The organism is Phenylobacterium sp., from assembly GCF_965229015.1.
Lineage (GTDB): Bacteria > Pseudomonadota > Alphaproteobacteria > Caulobacterales > Caulobacteraceae > Phenylobacterium.
This window is the reverse complement of sequence record NZ_CBDDIM010000001.1, coordinates 1,824,679-1,845,680: the sequence shown is the minus strand read 5'-3', so window position 1 is coordinate 1,845,680 and position 21,002 is coordinate 1,824,679. Positions and strand designations below refer to the sequence as shown.

The 21,002-nt window shown below is 69.5% G+C and carries 22 protein-coding genes; 11 read left to right on the top strand and 11 right to left on the bottom strand.

Going from position 1 to position 21,002, the window contains the following annotated elements; translation table 11 throughout:
* Positions 1 to 37: 37 nt before the first annotated feature.
* The 5 genes from ACO06I_RS09235 to ACO06I_RS09215 form a co-directional block, all read right to left on the bottom strand.
* Positions 38 to 301 (bottom strand): hypothetical protein, encoded by a 264-nt coding sequence (locus ACO06I_RS09235; protein WP_421932281.1) that lies wholly within the window; start codon positions 299 to 301, stop codon positions 38 to 40.
* Positions 302 to 409: 108 nt separating this feature from the next.
* Positions 410 to 1,432 (bottom strand): NAD-dependent epimerase, encoded by a 1,023-nt coding sequence (locus ACO06I_RS09230; protein ID WP_421932280.1) that lies wholly within the window; start codon positions 1,430 to 1,432, stop codon positions 410 to 412.
* Between the two features lie 61 nt (positions 1,433 to 1,493).
* Positions 1,494 to 3,437, bottom strand: a complete 1,944-nt coding sequence (locus tag ACO06I_RS09225; protein ID WP_421932279.1) for a polysaccharide biosynthesis protein — start codon at positions 3,435 to 3,437, stop codon at positions 1,494 to 1,496.
* Between the two features lie 221 nt (positions 3,438 to 3,658).
* A complete protein-coding gene (locus ACO06I_RS09220; protein WP_421932278.1) occupies positions 3,659 to 4,351 on the bottom strand; it encodes a TorF family putative porin in 693 nt (230 codons plus the stop codon).
* A 209-nt stretch (positions 4,352 to 4,560) separates the two neighbouring features.
* Positions 4,561 to 5,364, bottom strand: coding sequence for an SDR family NAD(P)-dependent oxidoreductase (locus ACO06I_RS09215; protein WP_421932277.1), 804 nt, complete (start codon positions 5,362 to 5,364; stop codon positions 4,561 to 4,563).
* Between the two features lie 95 nt (positions 5,365 to 5,459).
* Between ACO06I_RS09215 and queF the strand changes: the two genes are divergently transcribed.
* Positions 5,460 to 5,915 carry a preQ(1) synthase gene (queF, locus tag ACO06I_RS09210; protein WP_421932276.1) on the top strand — a complete coding sequence of 152 codons (456 nt, stop codon included), beginning with the start codon at positions 5,460 to 5,462 and terminating at the stop codon, positions 5,913 to 5,915.
* A 274-nt stretch (positions 5,916 to 6,189) separates the two neighbouring features.
* Here queF and ACO06I_RS09205 read toward each other — a convergent pair whose 3' ends face one another.
* A complete protein-coding gene (locus ACO06I_RS09205) occupies positions 6,190 to 6,801 on the bottom strand; it encodes a nitroreductase family protein (RefSeq protein ID WP_421932275.1) in 612 nt (203 codons plus the stop codon).
* A gap of 77 nt (positions 6,802 to 6,878) precedes the next feature.
* Between ACO06I_RS09205 and ACO06I_RS09200 the strand changes: the two genes are divergently transcribed.
* The 4 genes from ACO06I_RS09200 to ACO06I_RS09185 all read left to right on the top strand — a co-directional run bounded on the left by ACO06I_RS09200 (position 6,879) and on the right by ACO06I_RS09185 (position 10,117).
* Positions 6,879 to 7,493, top strand: a complete 615-nt coding sequence (locus ACO06I_RS09200) for an NUDIX domain-containing protein (protein WP_421932274.1) — start codon at positions 6,879 to 6,881, stop codon at positions 7,491 to 7,493.
* A 28-nt stretch (positions 7,494 to 7,521) separates the two neighbouring features.
* Positions 7,522 to 8,352, top strand: a complete 831-nt coding sequence (cysE, locus tag ACO06I_RS09195) for a serine O-acetyltransferase (protein ID WP_421932273.1) — start codon at positions 7,522 to 7,524, stop codon at positions 8,350 to 8,352.
* A gap of 57 nt (positions 8,353 to 8,409) precedes the next feature.
* A complete protein-coding gene (locus ACO06I_RS09190; RefSeq protein ID WP_370689228.1) occupies positions 8,410 to 8,622 on the top strand; it encodes a DUF3126 family protein in 213 nt (70 codons plus the stop codon).
* 403 nt (positions 8,623 to 9,025) lie between these two features.
* A complete protein-coding gene (locus ACO06I_RS09185) occupies positions 9,026 to 10,117 on the top strand; it encodes a patatin-like phospholipase family protein (RefSeq protein WP_421932272.1) in 1,092 nt (363 codons plus the stop codon).
* A gap of 40 nt (positions 10,118 to 10,157) precedes the next feature.
* Here the strand turns inward: ACO06I_RS09185 and ACO06I_RS09180 are convergent, their stop codons facing one another.
* Complete coding sequence (locus ACO06I_RS09180) at positions 10,158 to 10,922, bottom strand: PhoH family protein (protein ID WP_421932271.1); 765 nt, start codon at positions 10,920 to 10,922, stop codon at positions 10,158 to 10,160.
* 314 nt (positions 10,923 to 11,236) lie between these two features.
* Here ACO06I_RS09180 and ACO06I_RS09175 point away from each other — a divergent pair, with 314 nt between their 5' ends.
* A complete protein-coding gene (locus ACO06I_RS09175) occupies positions 11,237 to 11,767 on the top strand; it encodes a gamma carbonic anhydrase family protein (protein ID WP_421932270.1) in 531 nt (176 codons plus the stop codon).
* 66 nt (positions 11,768 to 11,833) lie between these two features.
* On the opposite strand, the gene ACO06I_RS09170 is transcribed toward ACO06I_RS09175, so the two are convergent.
* Both ACO06I_RS09170 and ACO06I_RS09165 read right to left on the bottom strand, forming a co-directional pair.
* Positions 11,834 to 12,508: an OmpA family protein gene (locus ACO06I_RS09170; protein ID WP_421932269.1), complete on the bottom strand. Its 675-nt coding sequence runs from the start codon at positions 12,506 to 12,508 to the stop codon at positions 11,834 to 11,836.
* Positions 12,509 to 12,574: 66 nt separating this feature from the next.
* Positions 12,575 to 13,753 carry an acyl-CoA dehydrogenase family protein gene (locus ACO06I_RS09165; RefSeq protein ID WP_421932268.1) on the bottom strand — a complete coding sequence of 393 codons (1,179 nt, stop codon included), beginning with the start codon at positions 13,751 to 13,753 and terminating at the stop codon, positions 12,575 to 12,577.
* Between the two features lie 81 nt (positions 13,754 to 13,834).
* On the opposite strand from ACO06I_RS09165, the gene ACO06I_RS09160 reads away from it, so the two are divergent.
* From ACO06I_RS09160 to ACO06I_RS09145, 4 genes are read left to right on the top strand one after another with little or no spacing between them, the layout of a single operon-like run.
* On the top strand, positions 13,835 to 14,716 hold the full coding sequence (locus ACO06I_RS09160; RefSeq protein WP_421932267.1) for a hypothetical protein: 882 nt from the start codon (positions 13,835 to 13,837) through the stop codon (positions 14,714 to 14,716).
* A gap of 27 nt (positions 14,717 to 14,743) precedes the next feature.
* Positions 14,744 to 15,349 carry a TetR/AcrR family transcriptional regulator gene (locus ACO06I_RS09155; RefSeq protein ID WP_421932266.1) on the top strand — a complete coding sequence of 202 codons (606 nt, stop codon included), beginning with the start codon at positions 14,744 to 14,746 and terminating at the stop codon, positions 15,347 to 15,349.
* Between the two features lie 57 nt (positions 15,350 to 15,406).
* Entirely contained in the window at positions 15,407 to 17,839 is a 2,433-nt protein-coding gene (ppsA, locus tag ACO06I_RS09150; protein ID WP_421932265.1) for a phosphoenolpyruvate synthase, read from the top strand.
* Positions 17,836 to 18,798, top strand: coding sequence for a 1-phosphofructokinase family hexose kinase (locus ACO06I_RS09145; RefSeq protein ID WP_421932264.1), 963 nt, complete (start codon positions 17,836 to 17,838; stop codon positions 18,796 to 18,798). The genes ppsA and ACO06I_RS09145 overlap by 4 nt, the downstream gene beginning before the upstream one ends.
* Before the next feature lie 6 nt (positions 18,799 to 18,804).
* Here ACO06I_RS09145 and ACO06I_RS09140 read toward each other — a convergent pair whose 3' ends face one another.
* Positions 18,805 to 19,257 carry a hypothetical protein gene (locus tag ACO06I_RS09140; protein ID WP_421932263.1) on the bottom strand — a complete coding sequence of 151 codons (453 nt, stop codon included), beginning with the start codon at positions 19,255 to 19,257 and terminating at the stop codon, positions 18,805 to 18,807.
* A 147-nt stretch (positions 19,258 to 19,404) separates the two neighbouring features.
* On the opposite strand from ACO06I_RS09140, the gene ACO06I_RS09135 reads away from it, so the two are divergent.
* Positions 19,405 to 19,956 (top strand): HdeD family acid-resistance protein, encoded by a 552-nt coding sequence (locus ACO06I_RS09135; protein ID WP_421932262.1) that lies wholly within the window; start codon positions 19,405 to 19,407, stop codon positions 19,954 to 19,956.
* On the opposite strand, the gene ACO06I_RS09130 is transcribed toward ACO06I_RS09135, so the two are convergent.
* Entirely contained in the window at positions 19,922 to 20,965 is a 1,044-nt protein-coding gene (locus ACO06I_RS09130) for an AI-2E family transporter (RefSeq protein ID WP_421932261.1), read from the bottom strand. The genes ACO06I_RS09135 and ACO06I_RS09130 overlap by 35 nt on opposite strands.
* Positions 20,966 to 21,002: the final 37 nt, after the last annotated feature.

Sequence of the window (21,002 nt, the reverse complement as noted above, 5' to 3'; positions counted from 1 at the left end):
ATCCGTTTCAGATAAGGTCATCTGAAACGGGCAGGCTCTAGCGGATCGAGGCGACCGCGGTGGTGGTGGTCGGGGAATAGAGGCCCATCAGGCCTTCGCGGGCGGCGACGGTCCGCGCCGCGCGGGCGGCGTTCTGGCAGATGACGCCGTGGGCGTCGCCGGAGAGGCACTGCTGCAAGGCGGCCTCACGCTCATAGGCGTTGTCGCGGAAATAGGTGAAGGAGCGGTCGATGGAACCCCAACCGACCGAGGCGGTGATGGCCGCCAAGGCGACCCCGCACCAGAACACAACGCGTACCATATTGAAGCACCCCCCCAGGGCTGGGTGCAAGTCGTAGGCCCCAATCTGGGGCGCCTCAACCCCGCGCCCGCGCCAGGCGAAGAGATACAATCCTCAGGGGTGAAAACCTCAGGCGCCCTTGGGCTTGTAGTAGTCGAGGTACCAGTCGACGAACCGTCCGATCCCGGTCTCGATGGGGGTCGCAGGGGCGTAGTCGAGAGCGGCCTGGGTCTCGGCGGTGTCGGCCTCGGTGCGGCTGACGTCGCCCGGCTGCATGGGCATGAGGTTGAGCTGCGCCTTGCGGCCGAGCTTCTCCTCCAGCACCTCGATATAGCGCATCAGCTCCACCCTCTGGCTGTTGCCCAGGTTGAGGATGCGCCAGGGGGCGACGCCGCTGGTGGCCGGGTTGGGCGCCTGGGCGTCCCAGGTCGGGTCGATCCCCGGCGGCCGGTCGAGGCCGGCGATCACCCCCGAGACGATGTCGTCCACATAGGTGAAGTCCCGCTGCATCTTGCCCTGGCCGTAGACGTCGATGGCTTCGCCCTTGAGGATGGCGTCGGTGAACTTGAACAGCGCCATGTCCGGCCGGCCCCACGGACCGTAGACGGTGAAGAACCGGAAGCCCGTCGCGGGGATGCCGAACAGGTGGGCGTAGGAATGGGCCATGGACTCGTTGGCGAGCTTGGTGGCCGCGTAGAGGGTGATCGGATGGTGCACCGGATCGCGCACCGAGAACGGCAGCTTGCCATTGGCGCCGTAGACCGAGCTGGTGGAGGCGAAGACCAGGTGCTTGGGCTGGGTGGCGCGGCAGCCCTCCAGGATGTTGAGGAACCCCACGACGTTGGAGTCCACATAGGCCTCGGGGTTTTCCAGGCTGTAGCGGACGCCGGCCTGGGCGGCGAGATTGATCACCCCGTCGGGCTTCACGTCCTGGAACAGCTTGGCGACGGCCTCGCGGTCGGCCAGGTCGATCTTGGCGTGGCGGTAGCCTTCGCGCGCCTCCAGGCGGGCCAGGCGCGCCTGCTTCAAGGTGGGGTCATAATAGGCGTTGAGGTCGTCGAGACCGACCACCTCGTCGCCGCGATCGAGCAGGCGATGGGCGGTGTGCGAGCCGATGAAGCCCGCCGATCCGGTGACAAGTACGATCGCCATGTAACTCTCTTACCGTAGATATGATGTCATGCCGGCCGGGCGGGACCCGGGTCGGAGCCTGCTAGCCGTTGGCCACGACCCGCAGGGCGGGGGCGGCGCCGGGCTTCTCGCCGCGGATCTGGGCGACCAGGTCGAAGAGGGCGCGCCGCACCTCGTCCACATCGCCCTTGTCGGCGAGGCCCTCAAGATCAACCAGGTGGTTGGCGGTGATGCGAAGGGCCGAGGAGGAGACCACCTCCATGACCTTGGGCGCGCAGGGCAGGGAGCGCTCGGTCTCGTCCAGCAGGGCCTCGGTGAGCTTCTCGCCGGGACGCAGGCCGGTGATCTCGATCTCGATGTCCTTGCCGGGCAGGCGGCCCGACAGGGCGATCATCTGACGGGCGAGATCCATGATCCGCACGGGCTCGCCCATCTCCAGCAGGAAGAGGCGGGCGTGGGAGGTCTCGCCCCCCTCGGCGCTGGTGGCGGTGGCGTGCAGCACCAGCTGAGCGGCCTCGGGGATGGTCATGAAGTAGCGGGCCATCTCCTCGTGGGTCACGGTGACGGGCCCGCCGCGGTCGATCTGCGACTTGAAGATCGGCACGACCGAGCCGGCGGAGCCCAGGACGTTGCCGAAGCGCACGGCCGAGAAACGCGTTCCGCGGCCGTTCTGCTGGGCCTGGATCACGGCCTCGGCCAACCGCTTGGTGGCGCCCATGACGTTGGAGGGGTCGACGGCCTTGTCGGTGGAGATCAGCACCATCTGGGCCGCGCCGCAGGCCCGGGCGCCCTCGGCGACGTTCCAGGTGCCCACCACATTGGTCAGGACGCCCTCGCAGGGGTGCCGCTCGACCATGGAGACGTGCTTGAGGGCGGCGGCGTGGAAGACCAGGTCGGGCTTCTGGCGCTGGAAGCACTCGGCGATCCGGTTGGCGTTGCGCACGTCCACCAGGGCGGCGTGGCGCGACAGGCTGGGGAAGGTCTCGCCGAGTTCGCGGTCGATCTCGAAGAGCGAGGTCTCCGAGAAGTCCAGCATGGTGACGTGGGCGGCCTGATAGGCGGCGACCTGCCGGACCAGCTCGGCGCCGATGGAGCCGCCGGCCCCGGTGATCAGCACCCGGCGGCCGTGGATCAGGGCCTTGACGGCCTCGTGGTCCAGTTCGATCGGCTCGCGGGCCAGCAGCTCCTCGACGCTGATCTCCCGCATCGGCAGGAGGGCCATGCCGTCATGCTGCGACAGCTCCACGATGGAGGGCAGGCGCAGCAGGCGGATGCCGTCGTTCTTCAGCCGGCCCAGTTGATCGGCGGTGAGGCCCTTCAGGCGGCCGGGCTCGTCCAGGAACAGGATGGCGCGCGGATAGCGGTTCCAGCGGCGCAGGTCGGCCAGCGCGGCGTCGAGGTTGTCGATGGACTCGATGATGCAGACGCCGCGAACCTGCTGACCGACATCGCGGGCCTCCGGGCCGACGATGCCCACGGGGGTCCAGGCATGGTCGTGGCGGCGCGCCACGTCGCGCAGATAGGTGTCGGCCAGCGCCGTCGGGCCGATCAGCAGCAGGGACGGGGCCTGGGGCGCGCGGTCACGGACGGACTTCAGCGGGGCGAAGCTATCGAGGGCGTGCTCGTGCAGGGCGCGGCGCATGATCCGCGCGCCCATGGAGCCGGTCATCTGGAAGATGGTGGCCATGGCCAGGACCGAACGGGGCAGGCCGCTCGCCCGGTCGATGACGAAGACCGCCAGCAGGAAGACCCCGGCGGTCAGGACCGCGGTCCGGGCCAGGACCAGGGCGTCGGGAATGGAGACATAGCGCCAGGGGGAGAGTTCGCGGCGGAAGACGGTGGAGAAGACCGCGGCGAGCCCGCCATAGAGGCAGACCAGTTGGACGACGTTGAGGCTCGAGAGGGCGCCGCCGTCGTCCAGGCCCAGGGTGCGGGTGGCCGAGAGCAGATAGGCGAGGAAGAACGCCCCGGCGGCGATCAAGGTGTCGACGACGACGGTCTGGGCTCGGTTGGCCATCTGCTCCATGGAATCGTGCTCCGCTCAGGTCGTCTAACCGGCCACCATAGAGGTGTCGGCGCGACCGTCCAATGAAACTCCCGGCGGAGCGCGGTTCTTGCCCCTATCGGGCGAGTGGACGCATGTTTTCACCGGCGGTCGGCCCAGATACTCGAGCTTGTCTCGGCGAAAAATAGAAAAGCCGCCCCGGATGGGGGCGGCTTTCCCGAACGCAAACCTGGCTTGGAGGCTTAGAAGCTGGCCTTCACGCCGATGACGACCTTGGCGTCATAGATGTCGCCGAAGCCGTGCTCGTCGGTGTCCCAGTAGCGCAGGTCGAAGCCGACGTGGTCGTTGAGGGCGTAGCCCACGCCCAGGTTCCAGGTGTTGTAGTCGAAGGCGCCTTCGACTTCCTGGTGACCGACGGCGCCGGAGACCGACACCTTGTCGACGACCGGCATGGAGCCGTTCAGCTCATAATAGGTGGCCTTGCCGGTCTTGCCGAAGAACTCCGGCGAATAGAAGACCGTCGCGCCGACAGTGGCCGGACCGACCGCGGTGGAACCGGCGGCCTTGTACTCGACGTAGTCTTCGTGGCTGCCGGAAGGCTGGTTGGTGTAGCCGTAGTAGTAGACGCCCAGGTCAAGGTTGACCGGGCCCACGACGGGCTTCACGCCGGCGTAGAGGTCGTATTCCAGGTCGGTGCCGTTGTTGAACTCGACGTTCGACAGCCACACGCCGGCATAGCCGATGCCGTACAGGGTCGCGTCGGCGCCGCCGAAGATCTGGCCGCTGTTGTCGGTCTGGCTGATGCCGCGGAACATGTAGTCGCTGGCCGCGCCGAGGTTGAAGGACAGCGCGATGTCGTCGTCGGCGGCGAGAGCGCTTCCACCCATGGCGGCGGTGGCCGCGGCGGCGAGAAGCATGATCTTGAGAGTCTTCATTTCGTTTATCCCCATTTTCTTCAGCCGAGCTTCGCCCAACCGTCACCGGAGATCGCCACGGGGGTGGCGCTCAGATCAACGAGGGGCGGCGCACAGGCGGCCCCCAACTACCCGCTGCTCGAAAAATGTGCGTTAACAGAGTGTGGCGCCGAGCGTTTAGGCGCCAACCTGTGCCTTAGGCGCCACGGCGCGCCCTTGGAGGTCAAGCCTCAACGCATCGCCAGGGGCGAATAGTTGAGGTGAGTCCCTGCATCAACCAGCAGAGTCTCGCCGGTGATATGTTTCGAAGCAGGGGCGGCCAAAAACACCGCAGCCCCGGCGATATCCTCGGCGCTGGAGGCGGCCTTGAGCGGGGTGGAGGCCGCGGCGCCTTCGCGCATTCGTTGGGCGCGCTCGGCCCCCACGCCCTTGCCGAACCAGGGGGTGTCGATGAAGCCCGGGCAGATGGCGTTGACCCGGATCTTGGGGGCGAGCGCCCGGGCCAGGGACAGGGTCATGGTGGTCAGGGCGCCCTTGGAGGCGGCATAGGGCACCGAGGAGCCGATGCCCGCCACGCCGGCGATGGAGGAGGTGTTGACCACGGCGCCCGGCTGCGGCGCGGCCTCCAGCAGGGCGCGCGCGGCGCGGACCATCTGATAGGCCCCCACCACATTGACGCTGTAGAGACGCAGGAAGTCCTCGGCGGTGACCGCGTCGAGATCGGCGTGGTTGGGCGCGAACTTGGTGACGCCGGCGTTGTTGAACAGGGCGTCGATCCGACCGAAGGGCTCGGCGGCGGCGGCGATCCTGCGGCAGTCCTCGTCGGAGGCCACGTCGCCCTGCACCACCACGGCCTTTGCGCCGTGGGCCTCGACCTGACGGGCGGTCTCGGCGGCCTCCTCTGCGCTCGAGGCGTAGTTGATGATCACCGCCGCGGCGCCGCGGCTGGCGGTCTCCACCGCGATGGCGCGCCCCAGGCCGGTGGAGGCGCCGGTCACGACGACCACGAATTGGTTGAAGTCCTTGCCGCTCATCACGCGTCCCTTCCCCTTGGTTTGAGCCGTGATACCCCCTCGCCACGCCGGAGTCTCGGTTGCGGCGGGCGCCCGCGGGCGGTAAAGCGCGCGCCATGGATGAGACCCACCTGACCCAGCTCGGCCGCGAGGCCCGCGGCTTCGCCTCGCCGGAGGAGGCCGTTCTCGAGCGGGTTCCGAACCCCCAGGCCGACAGCCTCTACCTGGCCCGGTTCACGGTCCCGGAGTTCACCTCCCTGTGCCCGGTGACGGCGCAGCCGGACTTCGCCCACCTGGTGATCGACTACGCGCCGGCCGGTTGGCTGATCGAGTCCAAGTCGCTGAAGCTCTATCTGGGCGCCTTCCGCAATCACGGCGCGTTCCACGAGGACTGCACGGTGGCCATCGGCCGCAAGATCGTCGAGGTCGCCCAGCCCCGCTGGCTGCGCATCGGCGGCTACTGGTTCCCGCGCGGCGGCATTCCCATCGACGTCTTCTGGCAGAGCGGCGCCCCGCCGGAAGGCCTGTGGATCCCCGACCAAGGTGTCGCGCCCTATCGCGGTCGCGGCTGACGAGGTTTCAGGCGTTCGGCGAAGTCGGCTCACGACATCGTGGCAGGTGTTTGCAGGTCAGGCCGCAAGCTTCACAGTAAAGCGAGGGCCGTCGGCTGCGGCGATCTTTGATCGTGTCGTCCGATAGAGTCCCGAGCTGGGACAGTCCGATGCGCGAATCAAGGGTCGACTAGCCGACGTCGCCAAAATGGGGTAAGGATAGCTCGCCCAACTCTCCTCGGGCGTGTCACACTTCAGGCCGGGCGGCGACCCTTCGCCGTCCGGCCGTTGTGTTTCAGGGCCGCCAGGTGGTGATCAGGCTGGCGAGCTCGGGCCGTTCCCGCTCCTGCGGCGGCTCCTTCGGCGTCCCCAGGAACACAAACCCGGCCACCTTCTCCCCGGGCTCCAGACCCAGGATGGCCTTGGCCTCCTCGTCATAGGCGTACCAATCGGTGATCCAGTTGGCGCCGTAACCCAGGGCCAGGGCGGCGTAGAGCAGGGTGGCGCACACCGCGCCGGCCGAGAGCACCTGCTCCCATTCCGGAATCTCTCCCGTCCTCGGCCGGGAAACCACCGCGACGCCGAGCGGCGGGATCTTCAGCTTGGCCAACTTGGCGGCGGAGCGGACGTCGCCGCGGGAATTGGCCAGGGCCTCCAGGCGATCGGCGAAGACCGCCTTGGCGGCGGACTCAAGGACGATGAAGCGCCAGGGGGCGAGCTTGCCATGGTCGGGAACCCGGGCGGCGAGCCGCAACAGCCCGGCCAGTTCGTCGGCGGACGGGGCCGGTTCGGCCAGGGTGACGGCCGAGGCCGACCGGCGGGTGGCCAGGAAGCTCAGCACCTCGGGGCGGGGCTGCTGCGGGACCGGCTGGCCGAACAGCGGGGCGGCGGGAAGCGACAGGGGCATCTTGGAGCGCGCCTCATTAGGAAAGCCGATAGGGGAGTTCTCTTATATGGGGGTGGTTTCGCAAGCTAGTTGAGAACATGTCGCAAAAACCGAGCTGGCTTGTGGCGCACGGGCGTCCCTGGACCAAGGGGCCGCCGCGGCCGATCTACGACAATCCCTGGATCCGCGTGACCGAGTACGACGCCGTGGCGCCGACGGGGGCCGACGCCCTGTACGGGGTGGTCAGCTTCAAGAATTTCGCGATGGCCATCCTGCCGGTGCATGACGACGGGACCATCACCCTGGTGGGCCAGAACCGGCTGCCTTTCGCCGACTATAGCTGGGAGATCCCCGAGGGTGGCGGCCCGCTGGCCGACGATCCCCTGGAGAGCGCCCAGCGCGAACTGCTGGAGGAAACCGGCCTGGAGGCGGCCCACTGGCGGGAAATCCTGCGGATGCAGCTCTCCAACTCGGTCACCGACGAGCACGCCTTCGGCTACCTGGCCACGGGCCTGACCCAGGTCCAGGCCGAGCCGCAGGGCGACGGCACCGAAGATATCCTGATGGCGCGCGTACCTTTTCGAGAAGCGCTGGAGGCGGCGGTCGGGGGTTATATGCAGGACGCCCTGACGGTTGCCATGCTGCTGCGGGGCTACCACATGGCCAGGGAGGGCGCTTTGCCGAGCGATCTTTCGGCGGCCATGCTAGGATGAGAGGAACGTCATGGGACGGGAGGAACCGATGAGCCAGCGTCTGGAGGTCATCGACCCGGCATCGCCGCCGCCGGTCTGGGCCGCGTTGCGCAACGAAGCCGCACGGGCCTCCCAGTCGGAGCCTGCCCTGGCCTCGCTGCTGAACGCCGTCGTGCTGAGCCACCACGACCTGGGCGCCGCGCTCAGCTACCAGCTGGCGCGCAAGCTCGGCGACCAGGAGCTGCGGGCCATGAGCCTGCGCGAGCTGGCCGACGCCGCCTATAACGACAATCCCAAGCTGGTGGATATCGCCGAGGCCGACCTGAAGGCGGTGTTCGAGCGCGACCCGGCCTGCAAGGGCTATGTCCAGCCATTCCTGTTCTTCAAGGGCTTCCAGGCCCTACAGACCCAGCGGGTCGCCAACTGGCTCTGGGGCCAGGGCCGCGAGACCATCGCCCTCTACCTGCAGAGCCGCATGTCGGAGGTGTTCCAGGTGGACATCCATCCGGCCACCAAGATCGGGTCGGGTGTCTTCATCGACCACGGCACCGGCATCGTCATCGGCGAGACCGCGGTGATCGGCGATGACGTCTCCCTGCTCCAGGGTGTCACCCTGGGGGGAACCGGCGCCGAGCGCGGCGACCGCCACCCCAAGATCGGCAAGGGCGTGCTGCTGGGCGCCGGGGCCAAGGTGCTGGGCAATATTCATATCGGCGACTACGCCAAGATCGCCTCCGGCTCGGTGGTATTGAAGCCGGTTCCGGCCCATTGCACGGCCGCCGGGGTTCCCGCGCGCCTGGTCAACTGCCCGACCTGCGACGAGCCGGCCCGCAGCATGGACCACACCCTGGCCGAAGCTGTGTACGACTACGTCATCTGACGGTTCCTAAGATCGCCCCGAACCGCTAGGTTCCGCGGCTGTTGAATCGCCGAGGAGATGGCCGTGGACGAGAGAATGATGCGCAAGCTGGAGGGCCACCTGCGCGGCACCTTCGCCAATGCGCGGATCAGCCTGGTTCCCCGTCCCAAGCAGAAGGACTCGGCCGAGGTCTATATCAACGACGAGTTCATCGGCGTGGTCTTCGAGGACGAGGACGGCGACGGCTCCTTCATGTTCGAGATGGCGATCCTCGCCGAAGACCTCCCTTAGCGGGCGTCCGTCCGCCTGAACCGGTCTTCGCTTCAGGCGATCACGCCCTGCAGCGTGTCGGCGATCGCCGGCACGCCGCGCGTCGGCCATGTCCCCCCGTCGGGGGCCGACGCCCCGCCGCCAACCTTGATCTTGGTCATGTTGGGCCCCTGCGGCCCTTGCTAGCTCAGAGGTGCGCCCGCGCCTGACCGGGCGCATGCGGTGCGACGCCCCCCGCGTCGAACCAAGGCCTTCGACGTCGCGCCCGGGGGGGCCGGCGGCGAAGTGAGGTGACTCAGACCGGGCCTCCCTCCTGTCCTGACCGGGAGGCCCGGTCGCCTCTCACCGGCCCGCCGCGGGGCGTGGGGCCCGCGACGCTGGCCCCGGTTGTTGCTAAGGTGGTTCCGTCGGTCGCGGAGGGATCATGAAGCCAAGTTGGCCCAGGCGTCTGGGGCGGGTCGGACCGCCGCCCGGCGGCGTGCGCGCGGAGCCGGCCGGATTCTCCCAGGTCCGCTTCATCGGCGACGAGGACGAGCAGGGCCTGGCCCGGTTCTATGGCGACCTGCCCACCCGCGCCCCCACCGCGGCCCCCGACTGTCTGCGCGTCCTGGCCCTCTCGGGCGGCGGCGCGGGCGGCGCCTTCGGGGCGGGGGCGATGCTGGGCCTCACGCAATCGGGAACCCGGCCCAAGTTCGACATCGTGACCGGGGTCAGCACCGGGGCTCTGATCGCCCCCTTCGCCTTCCTCGGCTCCGAGTGGGACGAGCAGCTGGCGGGCGCCTATCTGGGGGACCAGACCTCGGTGATCCTGGACTGGACCACCCTGCGGCCGGGCGCCGGCCTCTACGCCAGCGACCCGCTGGCGGGCCTGGTGCGGCGCTACATCGACGCCGAACTGCTGGCGGCCGTCGCCGTCGCCCATTCCGAGGGCCGGCGCCTGTTCGTCGCCACCGCCAATCTGGACACCCAGAGGCTGTCGATCTGGGACATGGGGGCCATCGCCAGCCAGGGCGGGCCCGAGGCCTTGATGCTGTTCAAGGACGTGCTGATCGCCTCGGCCAGCATGCCGGGCCTGTTTCCGCCCAAGATGATCTCGGTGGCCACCGAGGACGCGGTCTTCGCCGAGATGCATGTGGACGGGGGCACCATCACCCCGCTGTTCGTCGTGCCCGAGCCGCTGATCGTGCGCCGCGCCCAGCAGTGGGCGGTGCGGGAGGTGGAGGTCTACGCCCTGGTCAACACCACCCTGGAGCCGGTCTCGGCGGTCACCCCGATGGGGGTGGTGCCGATCCTGATCCGCAGCTTCGAACTGATGCTGAGATCGACCTATCGCAACGCCCTGCGTTCGGTGGGGGCCTATTGCGAGATCAACGGGTTCGCCCTGCACACCGCTTCGATCCCCGCCGATTTCGGCGGAATCAACATGCTGCGGTTCGACCATGGCCTGTTGAACAACATGTTCGAACACGGCGCGGAACTGGCCCGCAACGGGCGGCTGTGGACGAAGATCCGGTGAGTCGGCCGGCCCCGGAGCTCCCGAGGCCGGCCTTCACGCGTTAGAGAACCCCCAGCATCTCGGCCACCAGCGGGTGGCGGACGATGTCGCGGTCCTTCAGCCGGACCACGGCGATGTTGGCGACCGCCTCGAGCTTGTCGGCCACCGGGCCCAGGCCCGAGAGTTCGGGCAGCAGGTCCGACTGGTTGGGGTCGCCGGTGACCACCATGGTGGAGTGCCAGCCCAGGCGGGTCAGCAGCATCTTGAGCTGACCGTAGGTGCAGTTCTGGGCCTCGTCGATCACCACGAAGGCGTTGTTGAGGGTGCGGCCGCGCATGAAGCCGACGGGCGCGATCTCGATGGCGCCCTCGGTCATCAGGGCCCGGACCCGCTTCATGGAGAGGCGGTCGGACAGGGCGTCGTAGAGGGGCCGAAGATAGGGAGCGAGCTTGTCCTCCATCTCGCCGGGCAGGAAGCCGAGGGATTCGCCGGCCTCGACGGCGGGGCGCGAGAGCACGATGCGCCCCACCTTGCCGGCCTCCAGGGCCTCCACCGCCTTGGCGATGGCCAGATAGGTCTTGCCGGTGCCGGCCGGGCCCAGGGCCATGACCAGGTTCTTGGCGTCGATGGCGGCGATCAGTTCGTCCTGGCCCGGGGATTTGGATTTGATGGTTTTCAGGTAGCCCTGCTCACGATCATCATTGTGATGGGCCAAGGGCGACCAAGCCCTGTCTACCGGCAGCCGACGGACCTTCCCGTCATCCTGGAATTGGCCGGCGTCGAACGCGCCTTCGCGCACTTGTCGCTTCAGGGCTCGCTTGGTCATCAAAGCCTCCGTAAGGGCATGAAAAAAGGGCGTATCCGCAATGGATCGCCCTTCGAGGTCGACTGGATTGTTGAGACAGAGGCGCGTCGTGCGCAGCCCGGCGGACCGCTTTCGCTTCGCAATGCTGGCGGTGAGACCCGCCGAAGCCACAAACGCGACACCCTCGTCTCCGTCATGCGGGACGCCAGGACCGAAAACCGGCCATGGCCGGTTCGGGAAGGCTATCGCCCTCTCGAATCGCCCGACTAAGATGATCCTAACGGGGTTAATCGCGGATTAAGCAAACGATCCGCGACAATAAACGGGGTGCGACAATGAGTGTCTATAACTTGGGCGATGTGGGTCCGGAGCTTCCGGATGCGGACGAATACTGGATAGCGCCGAACGCGGCGGTGATGGGCCGGGTGATTCTCAAGAAAAACGCGTCGGTTTGGTTCGGTGCGACAATTCGAGGCGACAACGACCCCATCATCATCGGGGAGAACTCGAACGTGCAGGATGGTTCGGTCCTGCACACCGACACCGGCTCGCCCCTGACCATCGGCGCCAATGTCACGGTGGGCCACATGGTCATGCTGCACGGCTGCAGCATCGGCGACAATTCCCTGGTGGGGATCGGCTCGATCATCCTGAACGGGGCGAGGATCGGAAAGAACTGCCTGATCGGCGCCAATGTGCTGATCACCGAAGGCAAGGAGATTCCGGACAACTCCCTGGTCATGGGCGCGCCGGGCAAGGTGGTGCGGGAGGTGTCCGAAGGCCAGGCGCGGATGCTGGCCGGTGGCGCGATGCACTATGTGGCCAACTGGAAACGCTACAAGGCCGAGCTGCGGGCGGCGGGCTAGGCGCGAAACGCACAACGCCCCCGGCCGTGAGGCCGAGGGCGCTGTTTGGAGATGTCGGGCTGGCGCCTAGCCGACGACGGGGCGCAGGATGATCTCGACGCGACGGTTCTGGGCGCGGCCTTCCGGGGTGGCGTTGGTGGCCACCGGCTGACGCTCGCCCTCGCCGGCGACGAAGATGCGGGCCGGCAGGACGCGGCCGGCGCCCACCAGGTAGTTGGCGACCGAGCTGGCGCGGCGTTCCGAGAGCGACTGGTTGTAGTCGTCGGCGCCGCTGGAGTCGGCGTGGCCCACCACGTCGATGGTGGTCTGGGGATAGGCGTTGAGGGTGCGGGCCACGTCGTCCAGCACCGGGGTGAAGCGCGGCTGCACGTCCGACTGGTCGACGGCGAAGGTGACGTCGCTGGGCATGATCAGCACGATGTTGTCGCCCTGGCGGCGGATCTGCACGCCGGACCCTTCCAGCGAGCGCCGGAAGTCGGCCTGCTGGCGGTCCATGTAGTTGCCGACCGCGCCGCCGGCCAGGGCGCCGATGCCGGCGCCGATCAGGGCGTTCTTGCGGCCCTGTTCGCCGCTGTTGGTGTTGGTGAGATAGCCGAGCGCCGCGCCGCCCAGGGCGCCGGCGATCACGCCCGTCCCGGTGTTGTTGCGCACCGGCATGCCCGTATAGGGGTCGGTGGTGGTGCAGGCGGTGAGGGCGGCGGCGCCGATCAGCATGGCGAGGGTGGCGGTAATCTTGGTCATGGCGCGCTCCGGGCGTTTCTCAGGTTGGCGGCGAAACGCGGCGTCACGGCCAAGGTTCCCGGCGCGTCAAATCTTCAGGACGTGCTTGGCCATGATGTTGCGTTGAACCTCGTCGGAGCCGCCGGCGATGCTGGCCGCGCGGCCCTCGAAATAGCGCACGGTCTCGGGGCGCGCCCAGTCGGGGCCCAAGGGGTCGGCCGGCCCCTCCACCTCCGGAAACCAGGGCGCGGCGTAGGGGCCAGCGCACTCGACATAGAGCTCCGTCAGCCGCTGGACGATGTCGGTTCCCTTGAGCTTCAGCATCGAGGACTGGGCGCCCGGCGCCGAACCCGCGGCGACCTCCCACAGGGTGCGGAGCTCGGTCATCTCCAGGGCCTTGAGTTCGATCTCCAGGGCGGCCAGGCGGCCGGCGAATCCGGGATCGTCGATCAGCCGGCCGCCGGCCGAGCCCGCCAATTCGGTCGAGGCGGCGACGCGGATGCCGCGGGCGAGGTTGAGGGACAGGGAGACGAAGGCCTGACCGGTCCGCTCATGGGTCAGCAGGCCCTTGGCGTAGGTCCAGCCCTGGCCCTCCTCGCCGATGCGGTTCTCCACCGGAACCCGGACGCCGTCGAAGACCACGCGGTTGAAGGCGTGCCGCCCGTCGATGGAGATGATCGGGCTCACCGCCACGCCCGGGCTGCGCATGTCGATGAGCAGGAAGGTGATCCCCGCCTGCGGCTTGGCCTCCGTTGCGGTGCGGGTGAGGCAGAACATCCAGTCGGCCTTGTGGGCCCCGCTGGTCCACACCTTTTCGCCGTCGACGACATAGACGTCCCCCTCGCGCACGGCCCGGGTGCGCAGCGAGGCGAGGTCGGACCCGGCGCCGGGCTCGGAATAGCCCTGACACCAGCGGGTGGTGTCGGCCACGATGCCCGGCAGGAACCGCTGCTGCTGTTCGGGGCTGCCATAGGCGAAGAGAACGGGCGCCAGCATGCCGGGCCCCATCCCGCCGACCTGCGCCGGGACACCGGCCGCGGCGGTCTCCCGCTCCCAGATGAAGTTCATGGCCGGGGTCCAGCCGGGTCCGCCGAAGGCGACCGGGAATTTGTTCACCGCCCAGCCCCGGGCCAGCAGGGCCTGATGCCAGCGAGCTTCGTGCGCCGGGGACCCGTCGAAGGCCTCGCCTGCGGGAAAGACCCGGGCGATCAGGTCGCGGACTTCCTGGCGGAAGGCGGTCTCCTCATCCGAAAAGTCGAGATCCATGGTCGGTCCGGATTGTTATTATAAGGAGCGTCCAATAGTATCCGGCCTCGCCAGACCCGGTCAACCGACAGCGAGGCCCAGATGTCCGACGCGCCCTTCACCGCCACCCGCCAGGACGGCGTGATCGCCGGTCCCGTGCGCCGCCCAGACAATTTCTCCAAGCACGCCAAGGGTTCGATCCATGACAACGCCACCGCCCAGAAGCTGGGCTTCAAGGGCGGCACGGTGGCCGGCAACATCCATTTCGAGCAGTTCCCGCCGCTGATGGCCGAGCTGTTCGGCCGCGACTGGTATCGTACCGGCAACCTGTCGCTCTATTTCCTGACCCCCACCACGGACGGCGAGCCGGTCCAGGTCTTCGCCCGCGATCCGGTCCCGCGCCCCGAGGGCGGGATGCGGGCGGAGGTGTGGATGGAGGACGCCGAGGGACGCCGCGTGTGCGAAGGCACGGCGGCGTCCGGTCCGCCGGACCTGGGGAGTTTCCTGCGCCAGAAGCTGAAGGCCGTGCGGCCGGCGGAGGACCTGCGGATCCTGAAACGGTCCAAGGTGGGCGACACCTGTCTGGACGTGCCGGCCCGCCTGGAGCTGTCGCGCAACGAGAAGCGCCTGGAGTTCATCACCGAACCCCTGCCGGAGTACGAGGACCCCAAGGTGTGGGGGGAACGGGTCGCAGCCCCGGCCATCGCCATCGACGCCATGCGCGAGGTGGAGACACCGCTGTTCAAGCCCGACGAGGCCTTTGTCGGCATGTTCGGGGCCATCGAGGTCCAATGGCTCGACGGCCCGGTGTTCATGGAGCACGACTACCTGGCCGAGGGCCGGCTCCTGGCCCTGTCGGAGTCCCCCAAGACCGAGGTGGCCTGGTTCGAGAGCACCCTGCGCGACGCCAAGGACGGCCGGGACGTGTCGCGCATGATCCTGATGACGAGGCTGCTCAAGGCCTCCTCGCCGCTGTGGACCTGAGGGGCGGGGGCGCGGCATAGATCGGTCATGACCTCGCGCGTCCGCACCCGACTGACGCCGGCCGCCCGCCGGGACCAGATTCTCGATGTCGCCGCCCGGGTGATCGTGCAGGAGGGGCTTCAGGCCGCCACCATGGAACGGGTGGCCCGGGCCGCGGGGGTCAGCAAGGCCCTCGTCTATACCTACTTTTCCACCCGGGACGTCCTGCTGGGGGCGCTGCTGCAGCGCGAGCAAGCCGAGCTGGGGGACCGGGGCATGGCCGCGGCGCTGCGCGCGGAGACCTTTCCCGACCTGATCGTCCGGACCACCCGCCACTATCTGGAGCATGTTCGCGACCGCGGCCCGCTGATCGCGGCCCTGCTGGCCGATCCGGCGACGGCGGCGCTGATGGAGGCCGAGAGCAAGGTCAACCGGGACCAGACCATCCGCTACCTCGTGCGCGCCACACGCCGGGCCTACGGCCTGCCGCTGCCGCGGGCGATCGCGGCGGTGGACCTGCTGATGGCCGTCACCGGCCGCGCCGGAAAGTTGGTGGCCGACGGGGAACTCGAGATCGAGACCGCGGTCGACATGTGCCTGCAGATCGCCGTGGGCGGCCTGGCCCGCCTGGCGGAGACCCCGTCCGTCTCTTGATCCACGGCAAAGCGTGATCGGCTGGAGGGCCCACACTTCGCGGTGGAGGCGCCCACCATGAGTTACATCCGCGATTTTTCGACCCTGTCAGCCGACGACACCGCCCTGGTGGGCGGCAAGACCTCGGCCATCGGCGAACTCAGCCGCCTCCGTGGCGACGGGGTGGAGGTTCCGCCCGGCTTCGCCGTCACCGCCGAGGCCTATCGCGACGCCCTGACCCGAGCTGGCGCGTGGGAGCCCCTGCACCGCCTGCTGGACGGATTGGATGTCCGCGACACCGCCGAGCTGGCGGTCCGGGCCGAGGCGGCGCGCAAGATCGTCTATGGGGCGACGGCCGATCCGGCCCTCTGCGCCCAGATCGGCGAGGCCTGGCGGGCCATGGCCGCCCGCGAGGGGCCGGGCCTGACCTTGGCGGTGCGCAGTTCGGCCACGGCGGAGGACTTGCCCACCGCCAGCTTCGCCGGCCAGCACGAGAGTTTCCTGCACGTGACGGGGGAGGCCGCGGTGATCGAGGCCTGCCGCCGCTGCTTCGCCTCCATCTTCACCGACCGGGCCATCGTCTACCGGGTGGAGAACGGCTTCGACCACTTCAAGGTCTATCTGTCGGTGGCGGTGATGAAGATGGTGGCCGCCGACCGCGGGGCCAGCGGGGTGATCTTCACCCTCGACACCGAGAGCGGCTTTTCCGACGTGGTCTATCTTACCGGCGCCTACGGCCTGGGAGAGACCGTGGTCCAGGGCCGGGTCGATCCCGACGAATTCCACGTCCACAAGCCCACCTTCGCCAAGGGCTTCCGCGCGGTGCTGCGCCGCAAGCTGGGGGGCAAGGCGATCAAGCTGGTGCTGGAGGGCAAGGGCGAGGCCGCCCGGCCGGTGGAGCGCCGCACCTCGGCCGAGGACCGGCGGCGGTTCTGCCTCACCGACGAGGAGGTGCTGGCCTTGGCCGGCATGGCGATGCGGATCGAGGCCCACTTCTCGGCCCGCGCCGGCCACCCCCGGCCCATGGACATCGAATGGGCCAAGGACGGCCGCGATGGCCGTCTCTATATCCTGCAGGCCCGGCCCGAGACCGTGACCTCGCGCCGGACCGCCGGCGAGATCGACACCTGGCGGCTCAAGGGCTCGGGCGAGGTGCTGGTCAGCGGCAAGTCGGTGGGCGAGCAGATCGCCAGCGGCCGGGCCCGGGTGATCGTCACGCCCAAGGACCTGGCCCAGTTCCAGCCCGGCGAGGTGCTGGTGGCGGCCACCACCAGCCCCGACTGGGAGGCGGTGATGAAGACCGCCGCCGCCATCGTCACCGATCGCGGCGGCCGCACCTGCCACGCCGCCATCCTGGCTCGCGAGCTGGGGGTGCCGGCCGTGGTCGGCGCCGGCGACGCCACCGCAGCCCTGACCACCGGGCAGATGGTCACCGTCTCCTGCGCCGGCGGCGAGGCCGGACAGGTCTATGCCGGCGCGTTGCCCTTCGAGGTCGAGCACCTCTCGGTGGGGGACCTGGCGCCCACCCGCACCGAGGTGATGCTGAACCTCGGCGACCCCGACCTGGCCTTCAAGTACGCCGCCCTGCCGGTGGCCGGCGTCGGCCTGGCGCGGATGGAGTTCATCATCAGCCAGGGGGTCGGAGCCCATCCCATGGCGCTCGCCCACCCCGAGCGGGTCGGTTCACCCCGGGCGCGGACCACCATCGCGCGGATGTCGGAGGGCTGCGCCTCGCCGGCGGACTACTTCGTGCAGCGAGTCTCCGAGGGGGTGGGGACCATCGCGGCGGCCTTCTATCCCCGGCCGGTGATCGTGCGGCTGTCGGACTTCAAGACCAACGAGTACGCCGCCTTGATCGGCGGCCGCGACTTCGAGCCCCTGGAGGCCAATCCCATGCTGGGGTTCCGGGGGGCGGCCCGCTACGCTCATCCGGCCTATGCCGACGGTTTCGCCTTGGAGTGCAGGGCCCTGCGCCGGGTGCGCGAGACCATGGGCCTGACCAACCTGGCGATCATGGTGCCCTTCTGCCGCCGGGTGGCCGAGGCCGAGCAGGTGATCGAGGCCCTGGCCCGGCACGGCCTGGTCCAGGGGCAGGGCGGGGTGGAGATCCACGTCATGTGCGAGATCCCCAACAACGTCATCCAGATCGACGCCTTCGCCGCCCTGTTCGACGGCTTCTCCATCGGCTCCAACGACCTCACCCAGCTGGTGCTGGGGGTGGACCGCGACTCCGAGACCGTCGCCTTCGATTTCGACGAACGCGATCCCGGTGTGCTGGAGTTCCTGCGTCAGGCGGTGGTGGGGGCGCGGGTCAACCACCGCCATGTCGGCATCTGCGGCGAGGCGCCGGCCACCTATCCGGAGGTGGCGCGATTCCTCATCCAGCACGGGGTGGACGCCATCAGCGTCAATCCCTCCAGCGCCCTGAAGATGATGCGCCTGGCCGCCGAGGTCGAGGCCGAGGTCGAGGCGCCCGGGCCGCCCGCCCACATGAAGGCCTTCGCCCATTGAGCCGGGCGCGCGCCGCGGCGCCGGTCATCGCCACCCTGACCCTGAACCCGGCGGTGGACCTCAGCGCCGCGGTGGACCGGCTGGAGCCGGAGCGCAAGCTGCGCTGCCACGACCTGCGCCGCGACCCCGGCGGCGGCGGGATCAATGTGGCCCGGGTGATCCGGCGCCTGGGGGGTCAGGCCTTGGCGGTTTTCGTGGCGGGCGGGGTCGGCGGCGAGCGGCTGCGGACGCTGCTGGCCGCCGAGCGCGTGCCGGTGGCGGTGGTCACGACCCAGGCCGAGACGCGGGAGAACTTCACCGCCCGCGACCTGGCCACCGGGCAGGAATACCGCTTCGTTATGCCGGGCGAGCCGCTGCGGGCGGCCGAGCAGGGCCGGGTTCTGGCGCTGTTGAGGGGGCTGACGCCGGCGCCGGAGATCCTGGTGCTCAGCGGCAGCCTGCCGCCGGGATTCCCCCTGGCGGTCCACGAACGGCTGATCGGCCAAGCGCGGCGGGCGGGGGTTCGGGTGGTGCTGGACGCCTCCGGCCAGGCCCTGAAGGCCGGCCTTGCGGCGGGAGTCTGGCTGGTGAAGCCCAATCTCAAGGAACTGGAGGATCTGTGCGCCCGCCCGCTGCCGGACCTGGCGAGCCGCCTGGCCGCCTGCCGCGAGATCATCGCCGCGGGCGGCGCGGCGCTGGTGGCGCTCAGCCTGGGCCGGGAGGGCGCCTTGCTGGTGAGCGCGCAGGGCGCCTGGCGCGCCTCGCCCCTGGACATCGCGCCCGTCAGCACCATCGGCGCCGGGGACAGTTTCCTCGCCGGCCTGGTCTGGGCCCTGGCCCGAGGGCTGGCGCCCCCCGAGGCGCTCAGGTGGGCCACGGCCACGGCCTCGGCCACCCTGCTGGCGCCGGGCACCAGCCTGTGCCGCCGCGCCGACGTCCTGCGCCTGCGCAAGGGCGTGAGCGTGGCCGCGGTCGGCTGAGGCGGCTCAGCCGCGGGCGACGGCGCCCAGCAGCATCCGCACCTGGCCCTCGCCCCAGGCGGGCAGCAGCAGGCGCTCATAGTTGTCGGCCACCGTGGCGGGATCGGCGTGGCGATAGACCGTCGGCCGCTGCTCCTCGACGGTGGCGCTGCACTGGGCGCGCAGCAACTGGAAGGGATGGGGCAGGTTCACCTCGTCGATGAAGCGGCCGAGAATCGCTTCCTGCTCGGCCCTCGACACCCCCTGCTGCAGGATGCTGAACCGGAACCGCTCGGGCTGGGCGAAGACGTCCAGCAGGAAGACCTCGCCGCCGATCTTCTGGGCCTGCGACAGGTCGACGTCATCCCAGAACGGTATCTCCGCCGCGCCGCGCCGCAGGGCCTGCCAATAGGTCAGCAGGGCGTCGAGCTGGCCGCCGAGGGGCCGGGCGATGGCGAAGGGAGCGTCGGGTTGGGTCATGGGCCTGAGGGTTCAACGGTTGGGAGGGTCTCGCCTTGACCTTGCTCAACGCGGCGGCGTCGGGACCATCATCGCCCGCCGCTTGACCTGGCTCAATGGCGTTGGGCCGCGCTTTGGCCGATGATGTCGGGCAGCGGGAGGCGGGTCATGACCACCACGACATCGGAGGGGCTCTGGTCCCAACTGAAGACCCGCCCCGGGCGCCTGTTCTGGCTCGGCTGCAGCCTGGCGGTGATCGGCTCGGCGGCCATGGTCTGGCCCCAACTGGCGCACCTGGTGATCGGCGGCTTCGCCGGGTGGCTGCTGTGGCTCGCCGGGGCCCTGATGCTGGGCGCCAGCCTGCTGATGACCGGCGCCAAGTCCTTCTGGCCCGGCGTGGTGAGCAGCCTGGTGGCCGTGGCCGCGGGGGTGTTCCTGCTGTTCAATCCGGCGGCGGGCGCCATCGCCGTCACCCTGCTGGTGGCGGCCGCCTTCATCGTCGACGGCGCCTTTCAACTGGCCCTGGCCCTCGAACTGCGGCCCCTCAAGGTCTGGCGCTGGATCCTGAGCTCCGCCATGGCCAGCGTCGTGGCGGCCCTGATGCTGGCGGGTGGGGTGTTCCAGGGATCGACCCCGGCCTTCGGCCTGATGGCCGGGATCGCGGTCCTGACCACCGGCCTGGCCTTCATGGCCCTCGGCGACGCCGCCAGAAAGGCTTAGCGGCGATGACCGGCGCCTCGGGCCGGTCCCCCAGCACGTCCTCCACATAGACCATCTTCACCAGGACATAGGCCACCACCGCCAAGGGTGTCGCCAGCAGCACGCCCAGGGGTCCCAGCAGGACGCCCATGGCCAGGACGGCGAACAGGGTCACCGCCATCGGCAGGGCCGCCATCCGGCGCAGCACCAGGGGCGTGATGACATTGGCCTCCAGCTGGGCGGCCACGAGATAGACCCCGGCGGTCATGGCCAGGACCTGGGGGCCGGCGGCCAGGGCCACCAGCAGGCCCGGAACCGCCGCGGCCATGGGCCCCACCACCGGCACGAACTGGCCCAGGCCCGCCAGCACCCCAAGGCCGATCGGGAACGGCGCGCCCACCAGCCAGAGGCCGAGCGCCGTCGTCGAGCCCACCAGGGCCATGGACAGCAGCTGGGCCAGCAGCCAGCGCTTCAGGGCGTCGTGGATCGCGGCGAGAATCTCGAGGGCGCGGGCGCGCAGGTCGCGCGGGAACAGCCGCACCAGGCCCTCGGCATAGGTCCTGGGATGGAAGGCCAGATAAAGCCCGGCGAAGATGACGATCACCGTGGCCGCCAGTCCGCTGGCGGCGTTGGCGGCCACCCGCGGCGCCAGGCTGAGCCAGCCGCCATCGGGTCCGGGCAGGGCGTCGAGCTCCCGCAGCAGCAGGGCGCCCAGGGTGGAGCGGGAGAGGCGCGCCTGGAAGCCGTCCCAGGCGCGGGGCGCCATGTCGGCCAGACTCCCCAGTTGGGAGTCCAGCTTGCTGCCGAAGGCCCAGAGGATGACGGCGATCGCCAGGACGGTGACGATGACGGCCGCCACCAGGCTGCCGATCCGACCCAGGGGCGTGCGGCTGCGCAGGGGCGCGGCGATGGCGTTGAGCAGGATGGCGAACAGCACCGCGCCGAAGATCAGCAGCAGCACGTCCACCAGCCGCAGGAGCACCAGGCCGGTGACGATCAGGGCCGCGGCGAGGGCGAGCAGACCCGCCACGCGCGGCGGTTCGGTTGCATCCTGTGACTTGCGCCGC

What these genes read in the sequence shown, in the direction of transcription:
- cysE (WP_421932273.1), top strand. Translation starts at nt 7,522, where the DNA reads ATGAGCCAGCGTCTGGAGGTCATCGACCCGGCATCGCCGCCGCCGGTC.
- ACO06I_RS09155 (WP_421932266.1), top strand. Translation starts at nt 14,744, where the DNA reads ATGACCTCGCGCGTCCGCACCCGACTGACGCCGGCCGCCCGCCGGGAC.
- ACO06I_RS09190 (WP_370689228.1), top strand. Translation starts at nt 8,410, where the DNA reads ATGGCCGTGGACGAGAGAATGATGCGCAAGCTGGAGGGCCACCTGCGC.
- ACO06I_RS09180 (WP_421932271.1), bottom strand. Translation starts at nt 10,922, where the DNA reads ATGACCAAGCGAGCCCTGAAGCGACAAGTGCGCGAAGGCGCGTTCGAC.
- queF (WP_421932276.1), top strand. Translation starts at nt 5,460, where the DNA reads ATGGATGAGACCCACCTGACCCAGCTCGGCCGCGAGGCCCGCGGCTTC.
- ACO06I_RS09215 (WP_421932277.1), bottom strand. Translation starts at nt 5,364, where the DNA reads ATGAGCGGCAAGGACTTCAACCAATTCGTGGTCGTCGTGACCGGCGCC.
- ACO06I_RS09200 (WP_421932274.1), top strand. Translation starts at nt 6,879, where the DNA reads ATGTCGCAAAAACCGAGCTGGCTTGTGGCGCACGGGCGTCCCTGGACC.
- ACO06I_RS09205 (WP_421932275.1), bottom strand. Translation starts at nt 6,801, where the DNA reads ATGCCCCTGTCGCTTCCCGCCGCCCCGCTGTTCGGCCAGCCGGTCCCG.
- ACO06I_RS09165 (WP_421932268.1), bottom strand. Translation starts at nt 13,753, where the DNA reads ATGGATCTCGACTTTTCGGATGAGGAGACCGCCTTCCGCCAGGAAGTC.
- ppsA (WP_421932265.1), top strand. Translation starts at nt 15,407, where the DNA reads ATGAGTTACATCCGCGATTTTTCGACCCTGTCAGCCGACGACACCGCC.
- ACO06I_RS09230 (WP_421932280.1), bottom strand. Translation starts at nt 1,432, where the DNA reads ATGGCGATCGTACTTGTCACCGGATCGGCGGGCTTCATCGGCTCGCAC.
- ACO06I_RS09220 (WP_421932278.1), bottom strand. Translation starts at nt 4,351, where the DNA reads ATGAAGACTCTCAAGATCATGCTTCTCGCCGCCGCGGCCACCGCCGCC.
- ACO06I_RS09225 (WP_421932279.1), bottom strand. Translation starts at nt 3,437, where the DNA reads ATGGAGCAGATGGCCAACCGAGCCCAGACCGTCGTCGTCGACACCTTG.
- ACO06I_RS09185 (WP_421932272.1), top strand. Translation starts at nt 9,026, where the DNA reads ATGAAGCCAAGTTGGCCCAGGCGTCTGGGGCGGGTCGGACCGCCGCCC.
- ACO06I_RS09135 (WP_421932262.1), top strand. Translation starts at nt 19,405, where the DNA reads ATGACCACCACGACATCGGAGGGGCTCTGGTCCCAACTGAAGACCCGC.
- ACO06I_RS09160 (WP_421932267.1), top strand. Translation starts at nt 13,835, where the DNA reads ATGTCCGACGCGCCCTTCACCGCCACCCGCCAGGACGGCGTGATCGCC.
- ACO06I_RS09170 (WP_421932269.1), bottom strand. Translation starts at nt 12,508, where the DNA reads ATGACCAAGATTACCGCCACCCTCGCCATGCTGATCGGCGCCGCCGCC.
- ACO06I_RS09235 (WP_421932281.1), bottom strand. Translation starts at nt 301, where the DNA reads ATGGTACGCGTTGTGTTCTGGTGCGGGGTCGCCTTGGCGGCCATCACC.
- ACO06I_RS09140 (WP_421932263.1), bottom strand. Translation starts at nt 19,257, where the DNA reads ATGACCCAACCCGACGCTCCCTTCGCCATCGCCCGGCCCCTCGGCGGC.
- ACO06I_RS09175 (WP_421932270.1), top strand. Translation starts at nt 11,237, where the DNA reads ATGAGTGTCTATAACTTGGGCGATGTGGGTCCGGAGCTTCCGGATGCG.